This is a genomic window from Mesorhizobium sp. M1004 (assembly GCF_040318795.1).
Classification (GTDB): Bacteria; Pseudomonadota; Alphaproteobacteria; order Rhizobiales; family Rhizobiaceae; genus Mesorhizobium.
In genome coordinates this window covers 439,243-455,331 of sequence record NZ_JAMYNB010000001.1, presented here as the reverse complement: position 1 = coordinate 455,331, position 16,089 = coordinate 439,243, and the positions used below count along the sequence as shown (strand labels likewise).

18 protein-coding genes are annotated in these 16,089 nt (G+C 62.6%); 10 read left to right on the top strand and 8 right to left on the bottom strand.

Annotation, left to right across the window (positions count from 1 at the left end):
* The first annotated feature begins 5 nt into the window (after window positions 1-5).
* Window positions 6-353, top strand: a complete 348-nt coding sequence (locus NKH54_RS02210) for a hypothetical protein (protein WP_198028933.1) — start codon at window positions 6-8, stop codon at window positions 351-353.
* Window positions 354-435: 82 nt separating this feature from the next.
* On the opposite strand, the gene NKH54_RS02205 is transcribed toward NKH54_RS02210, so the two are convergent.
* The gene (locus NKH54_RS02205) at window positions 436-1,776 is read right to left on the bottom strand and encodes a glycosyltransferase (RefSeq protein ID WP_027049830.1); all 1,341 of its coding nucleotides are present in this window, start codon (window positions 1,774-1,776) and stop codon (window positions 436-438) included.
* A 237-nt stretch (window positions 1,777-2,013) separates the two neighbouring features.
* On the opposite strand from NKH54_RS02205, the gene NKH54_RS02200 reads away from it, so the two are divergent.
* The gene (locus tag NKH54_RS02200; RefSeq protein ID WP_023814603.1) at window positions 2,014-3,096 is read left to right on the top strand and encodes a glycosyltransferase; all 1,083 of its coding nucleotides are present in this window, start codon (window positions 2,014-2,016) and stop codon (window positions 3,094-3,096) included.
* Here NKH54_RS02200 and NKH54_RS02195 read toward each other — a convergent pair.
* Entirely contained in the window at window positions 3,038-4,288 is a 1,251-nt protein-coding gene (locus tag NKH54_RS02195; protein WP_352594682.1) for a glycosyltransferase family 4 protein, read from the bottom strand. The two genes, NKH54_RS02200 and NKH54_RS02195, sit on opposite strands and share 59 nt — an antisense overlap.
* Before the next feature lie 281 nt (window positions 4,289-4,569).
* Between NKH54_RS02195 and NKH54_RS02190 the strand changes: the two genes are divergently transcribed.
* From NKH54_RS02190 to NKH54_RS02175, 4 genes are all read left to right on the top strand, one after another.
* Window positions 4,570-5,142, top strand: a complete 573-nt coding sequence (locus NKH54_RS02190; RefSeq protein WP_023671918.1) for a rod-binding protein — start codon at window positions 4,570-4,572, stop codon at window positions 5,140-5,142.
* Window positions 5,143-5,155: 13 nt separating this feature from the next.
* Entirely contained in the window at window positions 5,156-5,572 is a 417-nt protein-coding gene (locus NKH54_RS02185; protein WP_023671919.1) for a hypothetical protein, read from the top strand.
* Between the two features lie 28 nt (window positions 5,573-5,600).
* Complete coding sequence (locus tag NKH54_RS02180; protein WP_023683275.1) at window positions 5,601-6,149, top strand: hypothetical protein; 549 nt, start codon at window positions 5,601-5,603, stop codon at window positions 6,147-6,149.
* Window positions 6,150-6,343: 194 nt separating this feature from the next.
* Window positions 6,344-6,628 carry an SCP2 sterol-binding domain-containing protein gene (locus tag NKH54_RS02175; RefSeq protein WP_023683274.1) on the top strand — a complete coding sequence of 95 codons (285 nt, stop codon included), beginning with the start codon at window positions 6,344-6,346 and terminating at the stop codon, window positions 6,626-6,628.
* Window positions 6,629-6,697: 69 nt separating this feature from the next.
* Here NKH54_RS02175 and NKH54_RS02170 read toward each other — a convergent pair whose 3' ends face one another.
* Together NKH54_RS02170 and odc2 are read right to left on the bottom strand one after the other, a co-directional pair.
* A complete protein-coding gene (locus tag NKH54_RS02170) occupies window positions 6,698-7,294 on the bottom strand; it encodes a GNAT family N-acetyltransferase (RefSeq protein ID WP_353027651.1) in 597 nt (198 codons plus the stop codon).
* Window positions 7,295-7,384: 90 nt separating this feature from the next.
* Window positions 7,385-8,518 carry an ornithine/lysine decarboxylase gene (gene odc2, locus NKH54_RS02165; protein WP_023703997.1) on the bottom strand — a complete coding sequence of 378 codons (1,134 nt, stop codon included), beginning with the start codon at window positions 8,516-8,518 and terminating at the stop codon, window positions 7,385-7,387.
* Between the two features lie 539 nt (window positions 8,519-9,057).
* Between odc2 and NKH54_RS02160 the strand changes: the two genes are divergently transcribed.
* From NKH54_RS02160 to NKH54_RS02145, 4 genes are all read left to right on the top strand, one after another.
* Complete coding sequence (locus tag NKH54_RS02160; protein ID WP_353027650.1) at window positions 9,058-10,257, top strand: amidase; 1,200 nt, start codon at window positions 9,058-9,060, stop codon at window positions 10,255-10,257.
* Window positions 10,258-10,259: 2 nt separating this feature from the next.
* Window positions 10,260-11,159 carry a LysR family transcriptional regulator gene (locus NKH54_RS02155; protein ID WP_023671925.1) on the top strand — a complete coding sequence of 300 codons (900 nt, stop codon included), beginning with the start codon at window positions 10,260-10,262 and terminating at the stop codon, window positions 11,157-11,159.
* An 89-nt stretch (window positions 11,160-11,248) separates the two neighbouring features.
* Window positions 11,249-11,917: a DUF1007 family protein gene (locus NKH54_RS02150; RefSeq protein WP_023671926.1), complete on the top strand. Its 669-nt coding sequence runs from the start codon at window positions 11,249-11,251 to the stop codon at window positions 11,915-11,917.
* Window positions 11,918-11,925: 8 nt separating this feature from the next.
* Window positions 11,926-13,083: a nickel/cobalt transporter gene (locus NKH54_RS02145; RefSeq protein WP_502907454.1), complete on the top strand. Its 1,158-nt coding sequence runs from the start codon at window positions 11,926-11,928 to the stop codon at window positions 13,081-13,083.
* Between the two features lie 10 nt (window positions 13,084-13,093).
* Here the strand turns inward: NKH54_RS02145 and denD are convergent, their stop codons facing one another.
* From denD to NKH54_RS02125, 4 genes are read right to left on the bottom strand one after another with little or no spacing between them, the layout of a single operon-like run.
* Window positions 13,094-14,077, bottom strand: a complete 984-nt coding sequence (denD, locus tag NKH54_RS02140; RefSeq protein WP_353027649.1) for a D-erythronate dehydrogenase — start codon at window positions 14,075-14,077, stop codon at window positions 13,094-13,096.
* A gap of 11 nt (window positions 14,078-14,088) precedes the next feature.
* Window positions 14,089-14,295: a hypothetical protein gene (locus NKH54_RS02135; protein ID WP_023686390.1), complete on the bottom strand. Its 207-nt coding sequence runs from the start codon at window positions 14,293-14,295 to the stop codon at window positions 14,089-14,091.
* Window positions 14,296-14,353: 58 nt separating this feature from the next.
* Window positions 14,354-15,325 carry a cation diffusion facilitator family transporter gene (locus NKH54_RS02130; RefSeq protein ID WP_023744207.1) on the bottom strand — a complete coding sequence of 324 codons (972 nt, stop codon included), beginning with the start codon at window positions 15,323-15,325 and terminating at the stop codon, window positions 14,354-14,356.
* Between the two features lie 15 nt (window positions 15,326-15,340).
* Entirely contained in the window at window positions 15,341-16,027 is a 687-nt protein-coding gene (locus NKH54_RS02125) for a GNAT family N-acetyltransferase (protein ID WP_353027648.1), read from the bottom strand.
* Window positions 16,028-16,089 lie beyond the last annotated feature (62 nt).

Sequence of the window (16,089 nt, the reverse complement as noted above, 5' to 3'; positions counted from 1 at the left end):
TGGCGATGCGCCTTCAGCGCGGCGCCAAGCGCGATATCCCTTCCGGGATTGGTGCGATTGTTGGCTTCTACAATCTGGATCGAACAGCCGGGGTCTGCGATCGACCCGCGTATTTCCGTGGTCAGGATCGTAACCTCATGCCCCGCCGCCACGATATTCCTGGCGATAGAGAGGCAATCCCTTTGCAGCCCGCCGAAAGTCGACAGGTTGCTGATCGCTATCCCGAAGCGCATTCACCAGCCCTCGGAACGGAAGTAATCCCGGCAAAACACTATATTTGGCCCCCACAGTCGAAACGCTTTGAAAACAAGGAATGCGACAAAAACAAGAATGTAGCGTTCACGCTTTGGTGAAAAAACCTCGGAGTTTTCGAGGCTTGTGAGGGGCTCCGGTATGCAATGGTGGATCGCGACCAACTGCGTGAAACACGATGGCTTATAGGTACGCTATCGGCGTGTTCACTGTTGCATCGACGTCCAGTTCGGATTTCGATGTCTGCGCAGTGTCCGGATCGACCATCGACCTTGCCAACGCTGCCAGATTGGATCGCACCTGTTCCGCGCCGTAAAGTTGGCGTGCCCGTTCCTCCGCTGCAGCGCCGATGCTGGCCGACCTTTCATCGCTGCTCATCAACTCGACCATCGCTTCGGCAAAGGCCCCTTCCTCATTGGCAAGGACCACTTCCTTGCCATCGATGAAACCGAGCCCTTCCGCTCCGATGGAAGTTGAAACGACCGGTCGGCCGTACAGCGCAGCCTCAATGATCTTGATCCGTGTGCCGCCGCCACGCTTGACCGGACAGACAACAACCCTTGCCCTCGCATAAGCAGATGAAAGATCCGTGACGAATCCTAGCGTCTCTACCCCTGCGCCGGCGTCATCTATTCCAAGTTCGCGGCCGCCATCACCGGCGATGAGGAGCCGCGCTCGCGGCAGCCGTGCCCGGACCAGCGGAAAAACCTTTCCAACAAGCCAGAGGATAGCCTCGGCATTCGGTGGATATCGGGTGTAGCCGACAAAAAGAGCCGTTGGCTCGGAAGGCATCGGGGAACGGCCGGTCATCACGGCAGCATTGGGTGCGACTTCGATGCGGGCGCCCGGCGAAAGCTCTTCGACGATTTTGCGATCATGCTCGGAACACACGAGGCCCACCGTCGCAAACCCCGCGACGAGTCTTTCTGTCCGGCGCGCGACCGCGGACACCAGGCTCAGTTTAAGGCGTTTCGCGGGAGAGCGCTCCATCTGGCGAGACCTGCCAAGGGCGACATGTTCGAGGTCATCGAAGTCGACCAGCACCGGAGGCAAATCCATCACCGTGCGGATCAGAGCCGCTGTCGACGCCAATCGATGCGCCAGGATGAGGTCGGGCTTCAATTCGCGGATCGCCCGCTCAAGCCGGGAAACTTCCGCCATACGGCTGGACCGCATCGTGACCCGGCCCTCCGTGAAACTGACTGCGCCGCGCGTCGCGGCGATCACGTCGCGGATGCCAAGATCGCGCGGCCAGCGCCGGAACCAAGACGGCAGAGCGGGCGGTGAAATCAGTATGATCCGCCCGGCAACAGACCATGACCGCCGAAAATCCTCGACGGATTGACGTTGCCGGTCTTCGTTTTCGGACCAGTGCAACGGCCACATGAAAACGAAATCGACGGAACCGACACTACCCAGCGCATCGGCGTGACGCCGGAGCCTCTGGAAGACGCCATGGACCATCTGGTCCGGCAGGTGGGGAAAATACTCCGACACGATCAGGGTTTTGATTGATTGCGTCACTTCGAATTTGCCCGGTTGCGGAACTGAGGTTTACGGGCTCTTTGCCGAGTAAAGGCGACGCTTGTCCCTGCCGTCCAGCCACCCTGTGAAGCGCCACCATGAAAGGCGATTGTCTCGTAAAGATGGCGCTGGGAGCGGTCCCCCGTTTCCGACGCCGTTGCAACGTGGTTTCGCAGCAGGCGGAGAAAGCGCTGCGGTCCGTAGGCAGGCGCTGCGGCTTGCAAAGCGGCGCGAGGAGTGACAAGCCTGCCGGTGAACCTGCTGTCCAGGGCCTGCAAGGCGCAACAGCGCGTCGTGGCACCGGCTTTCAACGCAAGAGCCCTTATGTCAGAGCGAGCCTGCACGGTCATCATTCCAACCTACAATCGCCTGCCTTATCTGCTGAAGGCGGTCGCCTCGGTTACGGCTCAGACGTTCGGGGACTGGGAGCTGCTCATTGTCGACGACGGAAGCACGGACGACACCTTGGCCGCTATCACTGCGCTCTCTCTGGCCGAGCCACGTCTGCGCATTCTGCGAAACCCCGGCACGAGCGGACCGGCCGGCGCGCGCAACGCCGCGATTCGCGAGGCGCGCGGACGGTATATCGCGTTTCTGGACAGCGATGATCGGTGGGACGACGACAAGCTGGCGCAATTCATTGCGGCGGCCAACACCCGGCCCGACGCGATCCTGATTGGCAGCGACTATCGCATGGTCGACGAGCTTGCCGACACGTCCATGACCGCCTGCGACATGATCTTCGGTACCATGATGCCGTGGTGGGAAACCTATGATCGGACCGCATCTCTTCTGCCATGCCGGGAACTCAAGGCGGACCGTTCTCTGCTGGCCCGCTCTGATGTCGTGCTGACCACGACCATCGCCGGATACCTTTGGATTCACACCTCCTCGACGATGGTTCGGCGCGACGCGATACTGGCGGCGGGAGGGTTCGATGAAAGCCTCGCCCGCACCGAGGACATCGACCTTTGGCTGCGGCTCAACACGCGCGGACCCTTCGTCTATATCGACCGGCAATTGGCGACCTATGACGTCACTGGGCGCGATACGGCAGAAGGCGAACGCTACCAGACGCATTCAGAATCACGACATCACGACGAATACACGGAGTGGAAGCACCATCTCGCGCTCATGCTGCGCATTCGAAAACAATACCGACTTTCTCCAGCGCTTAACGCTCTGATGGAAGACCGGCTCGACTATTTTGACAAAAATTGTGCCAGGGCCGCCTGGCGGACAGGCCGGAAAACCCTCTGGCTCAAGCACTGGATTTCGAGCCTGCGGCGGGCGATCGGGCTTGTGCGTTCCGATAGGTGAGAACGCGCGGAAATGGCTGCGGCAGGCCTGAGCCATCGAGCGGGATGTCAAGTGCCCTAAGGACTGCGGGCAAGCGTGCGCTGCGTGAGAAGCTGGTCGCCACGGTCTGCGCGGCAGCCTGACCAAGACGGCTCACCGTCGCTGCTTCGGCGTCCAGAAATTCCTTCAGCTTTTCGCCCAACAAGCTCGCCGTCGATATGTCGGACACAAAGCCGTTACTGCCGTCTTTGATCAGCTCCAGCGCGCTCGCCATGGGATGGGCGACACAGGGTAGGCCTGTGGCCATCGCCTCGAGCAGGCTGAGGGAAAAACCCTCGACTGAGCTGGCCAGGACGAAGAGGTCAAGCGCATGGTAGATCGCACGCGGATCGTTTTGCCAGCCGAGCAATTTGATCCGGTCAGCAGCTCCGGACGAGCGCACTTTGTTTTCCACTTCGGAGCGAAACCAGCCATCCCCGGCGATGATCAGAGCGACGTTGGCGGCGGGCCGACTCGCGCGAAGAGCCGAGAAAGCATCAATCAGCACGTCGATATTTTTTTCCGGCCCGAACCGGCCGACATAGCCGATCGTCCGCACATCGTTTAACAGTCCAAGCCGTTCGCGCGCTTGGCGCCTTTCATTGGCAGTCGGAGGTGCGAAGTTGGGGTCTACCCAATTGGCACAGACACGGACCTTATGGGGAGCCATGTCAAACTCTTTCGTCGCGATCTCTGACAATTCGCTCGACACGCCGATGGCGCGTTGGACGCAGGCATTCATGACCGCGCCATATCTGCGCTTTGAAAACATGGATCGCCACGCGGCCTCGCGCGGCCTGTGTTCGATGGTGTAAATTCGCCGGCCCGCGGCCTTGGCCATGAGCAACTCGACGACAGGCGTTTCCGCGAAAGCACCACGGCAGAAAATGATATCATGGCCGGGATGCCTGACCAGCACAGACCCCCAAAGGATGTATCTTGAGACCGGGAACCGTCTCGGTTTGACGATGAGCCTTTGATAAGAAAGGCCCTCGACAAGCTCTACATCGATTGTCTCAGGGGGAAGAAGGTCGGAAAAATAGTCGGTGTTGACGGAAATGATCTTGACGGGAAACCCAAGCGAAGCGGCGGTGTGGGCCACGTCGGCGGTATGGATATGAAGACCGCCAGGATCCCCGCTCCCGCCGACAAACAAGAGGCGTCTTCTTTTCACTTTGGGATCTCACTGAATCCGCCACTCTGGCGGTGATAAACCGCACAACGGGTGCGGTAAAGGATTGGGCCGGGATTACAAGTGGGATAGCCGCCTCGTCGAACAGGCTTCGGTAAGCAGGCCTTCACCGTCGGGGTCATTGAAGACCACCCGTGTGGACGGCCGCTATTGGCGCGTAGCAGACGAGCTGACAGCATTCCGCCTCCCCTCTCCTTCGCAAGCCTGCCACAAGCTTGTTGCGGCATGGTCGCTCAGGAAACCCGGCAAAGAGGCGGACTTTCTTGGCGATTTCTCCACCCAGTGACATCGTTCTCGATGTTGCCCGAGCCGTCGACCCGGCGGATATCGAGGCTGCCCGTGCCGCGCTGGCCAAGCGGGCCAACGGCGTTGGCGGTAATTTTTCTGTCGACATGGCTGCTTCGGTAGATGCCGGCTCGATCCTGTCGCGCGCTACCGCCGACAAGGCCGCCGCAAATGCCGATCCCGCCAGCAAGTTCAAGAAGTTCGAGGCGATGGTCTTGCAGACCTTCATCCAAAACATGCTGCCCAAGGACACCGAGGGCGTCTACGGCAAGGGGCTGGCCGGCGACATGTGGAAATCGCAGCTTGCCGAGCGTGTCGCCGACGTCATGGCCGAGCGCGGCGGGATCGGCATCGCCAAATCGCTGCTCGCCGACCACTACAAGGACGGCAAGCGCACCGTGCCGATCGGCCCGGTGTCAACCGGGCCGCACAAGACCGAGATCGACCAGCAGACCCGGCTGTCCACCTCGCTGGTCGAGGAATTGCAGCGCAAGGCCGCACGGTCGATGACCGGCGACGAGACGACCATCAAAACCGAAATCAAGATCTAGACCAGGATTTTCAATGGCCGATTTTTCAAAATACTCTTCCAACCTGCCGGCGCGTACGTCCGAAGCGCCGATCCCGTTTGCACGGCCGGGCAACCTTGCCGCCATCATCGGCCGCATCGAGGAAGCGGTCGAGGAAGAGACGGCCGGTTTGAAGAACGACACCAGCTATGATCTCAAGGCCTCCAACGCCCGCAAGAGCCGCTACCTCTATGAGCTGACCCGCGCCATGAAGGGCGCCAACGAGATCGAATTCCTGGAACAGCATCGCGACAGTCTGGCGCGGCTGCGCCAGAAGCTCGCGAAAAACGAGGCTGCAATCCTCGCCCACCTCAACGCGGTCAACGAAGTCGCCACGCTGTTGAAGAACGCCATTCAGCGCGCCGAAGCCGACGGCACCTATTCGGCCGGCGAATTCGGTTGGGCGAGCTGATGATCTCGGCAACAGGCGGGAACAACCGGTGATCAAATTCATCGCTGCCGCGATCTGGATCTGCGCCGCCACGCTTGGCGCGGTGTTCTATTCGTTCCAGGCGGCCGGTGAGCGCGGCGTCGGCGAGACGCCGAAACCGATGCTGGGTGGCCTCGACTACGTCAAGACCGACATCATCTCGGTGCCGCTGATCCGCGATTCCAAGATCGACGGCTATTTCCTCACCAAGCTCGTCTACACGGTCGAGCCGGCCGAGATAAAGAAGATGTCGATCCCGGCCGAAGCGCTGATGACCGATCAGGTCTATTCCTATCTCTACTCCAATCCTCAGATCGACTTCACCAAGAAGGAAACCATCGATCTCGATGCCTTCCGCAAGGCCATACGCGACACCGTCAACGCCCGCGTCGGCGCCGACCTGGTGCATGAAGTGCTGATCGACCAGGTCAACTTCCTGACCAAGGACGAAATCCGCGACAACGCCATGCGCCGCCGCAAGGATCCGGCCACGCCGACCGAACCGGCCCCGGCGGAATCGGCCCAGGCCGAGGCGGCGAAGCCCGCTGCTGAACACTAACCTTCGTCGCAGGGCGAATGTTCTCTGCCGCATTCCTTCCGACTGAAACGAGATGACGCATCGCGCGTTGACGTTTACGTCAACTCGAAGCTATATGCGCCAAGCGACCAGATCGCGGTACGCGCGAGACAGTGACTTCGGCGGAGGCCGGTCACTGAAGCGCGGCAAAACGCAACGAGACCAGGAGAACAGTCATGAGCGTTCAGGATATTGCCGAGAAGATGAGGTCGCGCGTGGCGAGCGCCGGGTTCGAACATTCCGTGAAGTTCGATACCGGCAGCAACGGCGTCATCGTCATCGACGGCGCGACCGTCTCGACCACCGACGCGCCGACCGACTGCACCATAAAGCTGTCGCTCGACGATCTGGATTCGCTGATCGCCGGCGACCTCAACCCGACCATGGCGTTCATGTCCGGCAAGATAAAGGTCGAAGGCGATATGTCGGTCGCCATGGCGCTCAGCCAACTGATCGGCTGAGCCCTTCGCAACAACAAAACGCCGCCCTCGCTGAAATGCAAAGGACCGGCGGCGTTTGTTTTTGGACAATCAGGCGGCCAGCGACAGCCTCTGTGCCTTGAGCTTGCGACCTGCAGCCTTCAGCGTGCCATGCGCGCCGTCGAGCGCACCATCGATCAGTTCCAGCGCCAGCAGGCGGCACCGCTCGTAAGGTCCAGGCATGGCGAACGCGCCGGTCTTCTCCGCCGAGAAGCCGAAGCGGCCATAGTAAGGCGCATCGCCGACCAGCAGCACCGCGGCATGGCCGAGACGCGCGGCCTCGGCCAAAGCATGGTGCATCAGCGCCGAGCCGATGCCGGCGTTCTTCAGCGCCGGATCGACGGCGAGCGGTCCGAGCAGAAGTGCTCCCGGGCCGCCCTCGCCCAGACGTACGTCCCACAGCCGCACCGTGCCGGCAACCGCGCCGGCGGCATCCCGCACGACAAAAGCGAGACCTTCGGAAGGCCGGCGGCCACGCCGCAGCTTCTCCGACGATTTCTTGCGCCGCATCGGCCCCATGGCGCGATCGAGCAACGCTTCACGCGATGCAATGTCTGCCGCAGTTTCGGCGACGATGGGAATGGCGCCGGCAATCTCCCCCCTCGAGGGGGAGAATCCAATGCCGTCAATGTAATTTACAATGTCCATTTCCGCGGTCCTTCACGAGCGGAGCTTGTTCCACAGGCGAACCCGAGCGGACGCAAACGTCCGCCTGAGGTGATCTGAAGGCCGAAGCCGTCAGATCACGTAGGATCGGAGAGGCTCGAAGCCGTTGAAGGCGACCGCCGAGTAGGTGGTCGTGTAGGCGCCGGTGCCTTCGATCAGCACATCGTCGCCGATGGTCAGCGACAGAGGCAGCGGATACGGCGTCTTCTCGTACATCACATCGGCCGAATCGCAGGTCGGGCCGGCGAGCACGCAAGGTGCTGTCTCCGAGCCGTCATGGCGGGTGACGATCGGATAGCGGATCGCCTCGTCCATCGTCTCGGCCAGACCGCCGAACTTGCCGATGTCGAGGAACACCCAGCGCACATTGTCGTTTTCGGCCTTCTTGGAGATCAGCACGACTTCCGACTTGATGACGCCGGCATTGCCGACCATGCCGCGGCCCGGCTCGATGATGGTCTCCGGGATGGCATTGCCGAAATGCTTGCGCAGCGCCGAAAAGATCGCCTGGCCGTAAGCCTGGGCCGCCGGCACGTCCCTGAGGTAGCGCGTTGGGAAACCGCCGCCCATATTGACCATCTTGAGGACGATGCCTTCGTCGGCGAGCGTGGCGAACACCTTCTTGGCGTCGGCCAGCGCACGGTCCCACGCCGTCAGGTCGGTCTGCTGCGAGCCGACATGGAACGACACGCCATAGGCGTCGAGGCCGAGCGTCCTGGCATGGCGCAGCACGTCGACGGCCATCGCCGGCACGCAGCCGAACTTGCGCGACAGCGGCCACTCGGCGCCTTCGCCGTCGGTCAGCACGCGGCAGAACACGCGGGCGCCGGGAGCGACGCGGGCGATCTTGTCGACTTCCTCGACGCAGTCGACGGCGAACAACCGGATGCCGAGCTGGTAGGCGCGTGCAATATCACGCTCCTTCTTGATGGTGTTGCCGAAGGAGATGCGGTCCGCCGGCGCACCGGCATCCATCGCCATCTCGACTTCGGCAACGGAAGCGGTGTCGAAGGACGAGCCCATCGCAGCAAGCAGGCGCAGGATTTCCTGCGCCGGGTTTGCTTTCACCGCATAGTAGATCCGGGAATCGGGCAGCGCCTTTTCGAAGGCGCGGAAATTGTCGCGCACGACATCGAGGTCGACGACGAGGCAGGGGCCGGACGGACGTCGGGTGGCGAGGAAGTCGAGGATGCGCTGAGTGGCCATCGGGGTCTCTCCATTAACGCCTTGCGGCGCGCAATAAGGCTGCGGACGCGGGCTCTCGGCCTCGCGACGCGCGGTCAAACAAAGGCGGGACGGAAATTCATGGAACCAGCCGGTGGAGACCCCGGAACCATGAAACGCCGTCTCGCGGCGGTGAACCTTGGCCTTGCCCGGCCTCGGTTCGCTTTGTCTGCCTTGGCTTGGATGGGAGACCCGTCCGCACTGCCGGCAATGAAGGTGTGCCTCTTCAGTAACCCCGGTCTTTGGACGACCGGCAGAACACCAGAAAGGCCCGCACCGTCGTTGCTTCAAGGTGTCCTCGGGCTGGCGGTTGGCCGCTAGACCGACTGGAGGGGTTAGCTCCAGTTACCTTACCGATTTCCCTCACCATTCGAGGATCGGCGGACACCCACAGGCACGTGCGACTTTGGGCAAGCGCGATATAAGATCGAAAGATTTCACAATCAATAAAAATCGTATCCCAGGTTGTAAAATTCCTGCCATCGAACAATGCTTCGCCAACCGTATACGGACATCGAACGATGACAGGCACGCACGGCCCGCTCAACGCCTTCCTCGACCTGCGTCGCATGCCGGTGGCCAATGCGGAACTGGGGCCGCTGGCCGGGCTCAGGCTGGCGGTAAAGGACATTTACGACGTCGCCGGCTACCGCACCGGTTGCGGCAATCCGGTGAAGTTCGACGAGGCGCATGCCGCGTCCAGCACGGCACCGGCCGTGCAGATGATTCTCGACGCCGGCGCGCGTTTCATCGGCAAGACGCAGACCGACGAGTTCGCTTTCTCGCTGATGGGCCAGAACGCGCATTTTCCGTTTCCGGTGAACCCGGCCGCTCCCGATCGCGTCACCGGCGGCTCGTCCTCCGGATCGGCGGCGGCGGTGGCCGGCAAGCTTGCCGATATCGCTACCGGGTCGGACACCGGCGGCTCGATCCGCGCCCCGGCGAGCTTTTGCGGATTGATCGGGCTGCGCACCACGCATGGCCGCATTTCGCTCGAAGGCACGATGAAGCTGGCGCCGAGCTTCGACACATTCGGCTGGTTCGCCGACGACATCGAGACCTATGAGACGATCGGCAAATTGCTGCTCGGCCGCGACCCGCATCCATATCCGCTCACCCGGCCGCTTTCGATCCGCTGGCTGGACGCTTTCGTGGCCGGCCCCGCTGAGGCAGCCGAATATGCCAGGATGAGAGCGCTGGCCGCCAGTCTTATCGGTGAGCCGGCGCCGGAAGAGTACAGCTTCGCCTCCTTCCCCGACGAGCTCTACTGGTGCTTTCGCCGCCTCCAGGCCGCCGAGGCCTGGCAGCAGCATGGCGCCTGGATCATTTCTGGCGAGCGCGATCTCGGGCCGGGCGTCGAGGAGCGCTTTGGTTTTGGCCGCACGATCGACGAAAAGACCGCGCGGGCCGAGGCGGTGCGCCGCCTGACGTTCCGCTCCGAGCTAGCCGCGCTGCTCGGCCAGGACGGGTTTCTTGTCCTGCCCACCGTTCCAGGCCCCGCACCTCTGGTCAAAAGCGAGCCGCAGCAGCTCCAGGCCTACCGCGAAAGGGCCTTGCATCTTTTGTGCCTTTCGGGTCTGTCAGGCTTTCCGCAAATCACCCTGCCGCTGGGCTCGGTTGACGGTGCCCCTTTCGGCCTCTCGCTGCTCGGCCCTCCCGGCAGCGACATTGCCCTGATACGGCTCGGCCGGCGAATTCTCGATGCGGCACGAAAGGCCTGATGATGGATACACTGACCCGCATGCGCGCCTTCATCGACGTCGTCGAGGCCGAAGGCTTTTCGGCGGCCGCGCGCAAGATCGGTCGCTCCAAGGCGCTGCTGTCGAAATATGTGCGCGAACTCGAGGACGAACTCGGCGCGCTGCTGCTCAACCGCACCACGCGGCAGTTCTCGTTGACTGAGGCCGGCCATACCTATTACAGCCGCGCTTCGGAAATCGTGCGCGAGGTCGACAGCCTAGCCGACGCCGTGCGCGAATCCTCCGGCGACGTGCGCGGCAGGATCAAGCTCTCCGCGGCGCGCACCTTCGCCGACGCGCCGATAGGCCAGTCGCTCATCGACTTCGCCAAACAGCATCCCGACATCGTGCTCGACATCCATCTCGACGACCGTTTTGTCGATCTGGTCGAGGAAGGTTTCGATCTTGCCGTGCGCATCTCGCGCCTGGAGAACTCATCGCTGATCGCCCGCCGCCTGGGGCCGTTTTCGATCAAGCTTTGCGCCTCGCCGGAGCTGATCGCCAAGCACGGCAAGCCGACGCGCCCGCAGGATCTCGCCAACTTGCCCTGCATCGTCGACACCAATGGCCGCTCGCTCGCCAACTGGCGCTTCAGGGGCGATGGCGAGGAGTCAGTCAGTGTCAACGTATCGGGTCCGATCGAGGTCAACAGCCCGATGGCCGCGCGAGCCGCCGCCGTGTCCGGTCTGGGCTTCACCATCCTGCCGGATTTCATCGCCGCGCCCGACCTCGCATCCGGGCTGCTGGTGTCCTTGCTCGACGACCGCATCCAGTCGGGCAGCGGCATTTTCGCCGTCTACCCGCACCGTCGCTATCTGCCGGCCAAGGTCCGTGTCTTCGTCGATTTCCTGGTGCAATGGTTCAAGAACCGCGAGAGCGCTTGAGCCGGTCCTGCCGTGCCGCGGTCCCAATTTCGCCCCGTTTCTGGTAACCTCTCGAAATCTCTCCGAGGCCGATGGAACAGCGACCGAGAATGCATCTGAAACGGCACGCAATCATGCTGGCTTCGGCCCTGGCGACGACTTTTGCCTCCGTCGGAGCGGCTGGCGCGCATCCTCATGTCTTCGCCGAGGCCCGCCTCGACGTGATCCTCTCGCCGGATCACCAAAGTGTGAAAGCGCTGCGTCACCTCTGGCGTTTCGATGATCTGTTTTCGAGTACGGTGATGATGGAGTTCGACAAGAACTCCGACCTGAAGCTTGACGACAAGGAGCTGAAGGATGTCGCCGACACAGTTCATGCCTCGCTGGCCGAATTCAACTATTTCCAGCTCGTCACCGTCGACGGCAAGGACGTGCCTATGACGCCGCCACCGCATCTGATGGCCAATTTCGACAACGACCAGTTGATCATCCTGTTCGAATCCGAACCCAAGGTGCCGATCAAGCTCGCCGGCAAGATCGATTTCGGCGTCTACGATCCAACCTTCTACACAGCGATCGACTTCACCGAGGATAGCAACATCACGGTGGAAGGCCTGCCCTCGAACTGCACCAAGAGCGTCATCCGGCCTGATCCAGACGAGGCGATCAAGGAAAACCAGAAGACCCTGACGGACGCGTTCTTCAACGACCCGACAGGCACCGACATGAGCAAGATCTTCGCCACCAAGCTCGAACTGAATTGCCCGCCAGAAGGATAGATCCGGTGATGAAACCGTCCCTGCGTTTGGCATTCGGCCTCGTGGCCGCTGCCCTGCTGATGACGCACTTTCTCGGGCAGGCCCATGCCCAGAGCTCACTCGGCATCGGTGTCAATGACGGCATGGCGCCCACCACCGGCCCGTTCGCCCACATCCTGATGTGGATCAATCTGCGCCAGCAGGAATTCTACCGCGCATTGGCCATGGCGATGAAAGCAATGCGCGAGGACGGCAGCAAGATGTGGCTGCTGATCGGCCTGTCCTTCGCCTACGGCATTTTCCACGCCGCCGGCCCCGGCCACGGCAAGGCGGTGATCTCGTCCTACATGGTGGCCAATGAAGTGGCGCTCAGGCGCGGTATCCTGCTGTCCTTCGTCTCGGCGCTGCTGCAGGGCCTGACCGCGATCCTGGTGATGCTGCTTGCCTATTTCGTCCTGCGCGGCACCGCCATCTCGATGACCGACGCAGCCTGGTTCATGGAGATCATGAGCTATGTCTTCGTCACTTTGTTCGGCGCCTGGCTGCTGTGGCGCAAGCTCGGGCCTACGGTCCTGCGCTGGTTCGGCAAGGCGCCCGCCTACAGCCTGTCGGCAGCCCACGCCGGTCATTCCCATGGCGGCCATTCGCATGCCGCTCACAGCCACGCGGCGCATGCGCATTCGCATGCCTTGCATGTGCATCACGACCATTCGCATGATCATCACGATCACGCTGCGCACGACCACGACACGCACGATCATTCCCATCACGACCACGCTCATCACGATCACCCAGCCGGCGAGGTCTGCGACACATGCGGCCATTCGCATGCGCCCGATCCGGCGCTGCTGTCGGGCGATCGCTTCGACTGGCGCACGGCCTGGTCGGCAGTAGCCGCCGTCGGCATCCGTCCCTGCTCCGGCGCGCTGATTGTGCTCAGCTTCGCGCTGCTCAACGACCTGTGGCTCGGCGGCCTGCTCTCGGTGCTGGCGATGTCGATCGGCACCGCCATCACAGTCTCGGCGCTGGCGACGATCGCGGTGACAGCCAAGAACTGGGCGGTCTATTTCGCCGGCGACGGCCGCATGGGCAACCGCATCCACACAGTCGTCGAAATCGGCGGCGCCGCCTTCGTCTTCCTGTTCGGGCTGTTGCTGTTGTCGGCGAGCCTGTCCGGAGCTGTGTGACCTCGGCGGGTCAGGCCTGACCCGCGATCATTCCGCCCAGCTCATCCTCGATATGAGCGCGGATGATTTCATCGAAACTGTTTTCGGCGCTGAAGCCGAGGTCCCTTGCACGGCGCGCCTCGAAGCGCGTCGGCCAACCCTTGACGATCGCCCAGATCGTTTCGTCGGGCTCCTCACGGATCAGGCTCGCCACCTCGGCGCCTGCAGTGCGCTCCAGCGCCTCGATCTGCTCGCCGACGGTGACGGCAACGCCGGGCATGGTGAGGTTGCGGCGCGGCCCGACAGCGGCACCGTCGAGCCCGGCGGCATGGATCAGGAAACCGACCGCAGAGCGCGGGCTGGCATGGGTGTGCAGCACCGAGCGCGGCACCGGCAGGATCGCCTCGTGGCCGCTCAGCGGCTCGCGGATGATGCCGGAGAAGAAACCTGACGCCGCCTTGTTCGGCTTGCCGGGCCGCACGCAGATGGTCGGCAGCCTTATGCCGATGCCGTCGAAGAAGCCGCGCCTGGAATAGTCGGCCAGCAGCGCTTCACTCATCTGCTTCTGCGTGCCGTAGGAGGTCAGCGGCGTCGGGTGGAAATCGTCCGGGATCACATCCGGGAACGGCGCGCCGAACACCGCGATCGACGAGGTAAAGACGAGGCGCGGCGAAAAGCCCGCCAGCCGCACGGCGTCGAACAGCGCCCGTGTGCCGTCGAGATTGACGCGGTAGCCGAGATCGAAATTGGCTTCCGCCTCACCCGACACGATGCCGGCGAGATGGAACATGACGTCGGGGCGTGAGGCGACCAGGCTCTCGGCAGCACCGGCGTCGGCAAGGTCGCCGGTATGCGTGGCGATGCTGACGCCGTCCATCGCCGGCGCCTGCGGCGGCACGATGTCGTGCAGGTCGAGCCCGGTGATCATGCGGCCGTTGAGCGTGCCGTCCTTGGCCAGCCGGTCGACAAGTTTGCGGCCGACCATGCCGGCGGCGCCAGTAATCAGGATGCGCATTTCAAAGCCTCTTATTTGCCCTTGTTCTGGCTGCGACCCCGCAACCAGAACACCAGAAAGAATGCCAGCACGAAGGCGATGCCGACGATGCCGGCAAGTACGGTCGAGACATTGCCGACGGCCAGCATCACGGTCGGCAGATAGAACGCCGCGATGCCGAACAGCAGCATGATCCAGGCTGCGGCAATCAGCGCGTTTCGCGTGTCGCGATCCATCATGCCGTCCCGCCACAGCGGGAACTCGTCAACTCGGATGCCAATGCCATGAAATTCCCTGTCAGTGATAATGGCCGTGATGCGGTGGCGCACCATGGTCGTGGTCATGATCGTGCTCGTCATGGCTGTCGGCGCACTGGCCGAATTCCGGTTCGACCGTCGCGTGGCTGATGCCGTGTTCGGCGGCGAGCCGCTTCTTGATGGCGCTGACCGCCTGGTGCGGATCGACGCCATCGTTGAGGCAGGCATGCAGCGTCGCCATGTTGCTGGAGCCGTCCAGCGACCAGACATGCATATGGTGCACCTCGCGCACGCCCTTGACGGTGCCGGCAATGTCCTTGGCGATGATGTCGCGGTCGAGGCTTGCCGGTACGCCTTCGAGAAGGACGTGGGCGGCTTCGCGCATCAATGACCATGCGGTGGACAGGATCAGCACCGAGACCAGCACCGACAGAATCGGGTCGATCGGCGTCCAGCCGGTGGCCAGGATGACCAGCGCCGCCACGATCGCCGCCGCCGAACCGAGCAGGTCGCCCAGCACATGCAGGATGGCGCCGCGCATGTTGAGGCTGTCGTGGTCGCCGCCATGCAGCACGAAGAACGAGGCGAAGTTTACCAGAAGGCCGGCGATCGCCACCACCAGCATCGGCCCGCCCAGCACCGGCGCCGGCGTCATCAGCCGGCCCCAGGCTTCGTAGACGATCCACAGCGCAATGGCGAAGATGGCGATGCCGTTGGTGTAGGCGACCAGCGTCTTGACCCGGCCGAAACCGTAGGTCAGGCGCACTGTCGCCGGCCTTCCGCCAAGATGGAAGGCGTACCAGGCAAGGCCAAGCGCGATCGAGTCGGCGAGCATGTGGCCGGCGTCGGCCAGCAGCGCCAGCGATCCCGTCAAAAGGCCGCCAAGCACTTCGGCCACCATGAAGCCGGCGGTCAGGCAGGCTGCGATCAGCACACGCTTCTTGTCGGTCGAGCCATGCACATGGCCGGCGCCATGCCCAGCATGCGAACCATGATCATGGCTGTGCGCCATCGGAAAAAACTCCTGTTACGCGCCGAACTCGGCGCGGAAATCCTCGAGCCGCCGCTTCTGCCGGCCTTCGCCATCGAAATTGGCAGGATCGAGCCATGCCTCATAGGCTTTGCGCAGCGCCGGCCATTCCTTGTCGATGATCGAGTACCATGCCGTATCGCGGTTTTCACCCTTGACCACAAGATGCTGGCGGAAAATGCCCTCGAACTTGAAGCCGAACCGTTCCGCCGCGCGCTTCGACGGCTCGTTGCGGTTGTTGCATTTCCACTCGTAGCGGCGATAGCCGAGCCCGTCGAAAATGTACTTCATGAACAGGAACTGCGCTTCGGTCGCTGCCGGCTTGCGCGAGATCAGCGGCCCCCAATAGATGTTGCCGATCTCAATGACGCCATAGGTGGGATCGATGCGCATCAGCGTCTGTCGCCCCGCGACCCTGCCGCTGGCCTTGTCGATGACGGTGAAGAACAGCGGATCCTCGCTCGCCTCGACCTTATCCAGCCATGGCTGGAAATCGGCGCGGGTTTGCGGCGGATAGTCGGGCAGCCAGGCAAAGCGGCCGTCAATGTCAGGCACCGACGACGCCTCGTAAAGGCCGTCGCCATGCTTTTCGGCGCTCAGCGGTTCGAGCCGGACATAGCGGCCGTCAATGGGCTTGCGCTCGGGCCGCGGACGCGCTTGCCAATCTTTGAGATTTTCCGACACGCAAAACTCCAATCCGTTTGACTTTTGTGAGCAGACGCTCACAAAAACGCGACCCAACAGCA

Bases quoted from the DNA above. Each gene is read 5' to 3' on its own strand.
- NKH54_RS02210 (WP_198028933.1), top strand. From the start codon at position 6: ATGCGCCTTCAGCGCGGCGCCAAGCGCGATATCCCTTCCGGGATTGGT.
- NKH54_RS02185 (WP_023671919.1), top strand. From the start codon at position 5,156: ATGGCCGATTTTTCAAAATACTCTTCCAACCTGCCGGCGCGTACGTCC.
- NKH54_RS02175 (WP_023683274.1), top strand. From the start codon at position 6,344: ATGAGCGTTCAGGATATTGCCGAGAAGATGAGGTCGCGCGTGGCGAGC.
- NKH54_RS02170 (WP_353027651.1), bottom strand. From the start codon at position 7,294: ATGGACATTGTAAATTACATTGACGGCATTGGATTCTCCCCCTCGAGG.
- odc2 (WP_023703997.1), bottom strand. From the start codon at position 8,518: ATGGCCACTCAGCGCATCCTCGACTTCCTCGCCACCCGACGTCCGTCC.
- NKH54_RS02160 (WP_353027650.1), top strand. From the start codon at position 9,058: ATGACAGGCACGCACGGCCCGCTCAACGCCTTCCTCGACCTGCGTCGC.
- NKH54_RS02155 (WP_023671925.1), top strand. From the start codon at position 10,260: ATGGATACACTGACCCGCATGCGCGCCTTCATCGACGTCGTCGAGGCC.
- NKH54_RS02150 (WP_023671926.1), top strand. From the start codon at position 11,249: ATGCATCTGAAACGGCACGCAATCATGCTGGCTTCGGCCCTGGCGACG.
- NKH54_RS02145 (WP_502907454.1), top strand. From the start codon at position 11,926: ATGAAACCGTCCCTGCGTTTGGCATTCGGCCTCGTGGCCGCTGCCCTG.
- denD (WP_353027649.1), bottom strand. From the start codon at position 14,077: ATGCGCATCCTGATTACTGGCGCCGCCGGCATGGTCGGCCGCAAACTT.
- NKH54_RS02135 (WP_023686390.1), bottom strand. From the start codon at position 14,295: ATGATGGATCGCGACACGCGAAACGCGCTGATTGCCGCAGCCTGGATC.
- NKH54_RS02130 (WP_023744207.1), bottom strand. From the start codon at position 15,325: ATGGCGCACAGCCATGATCATGGTTCGCATGCTGGGCATGGCGCCGGC.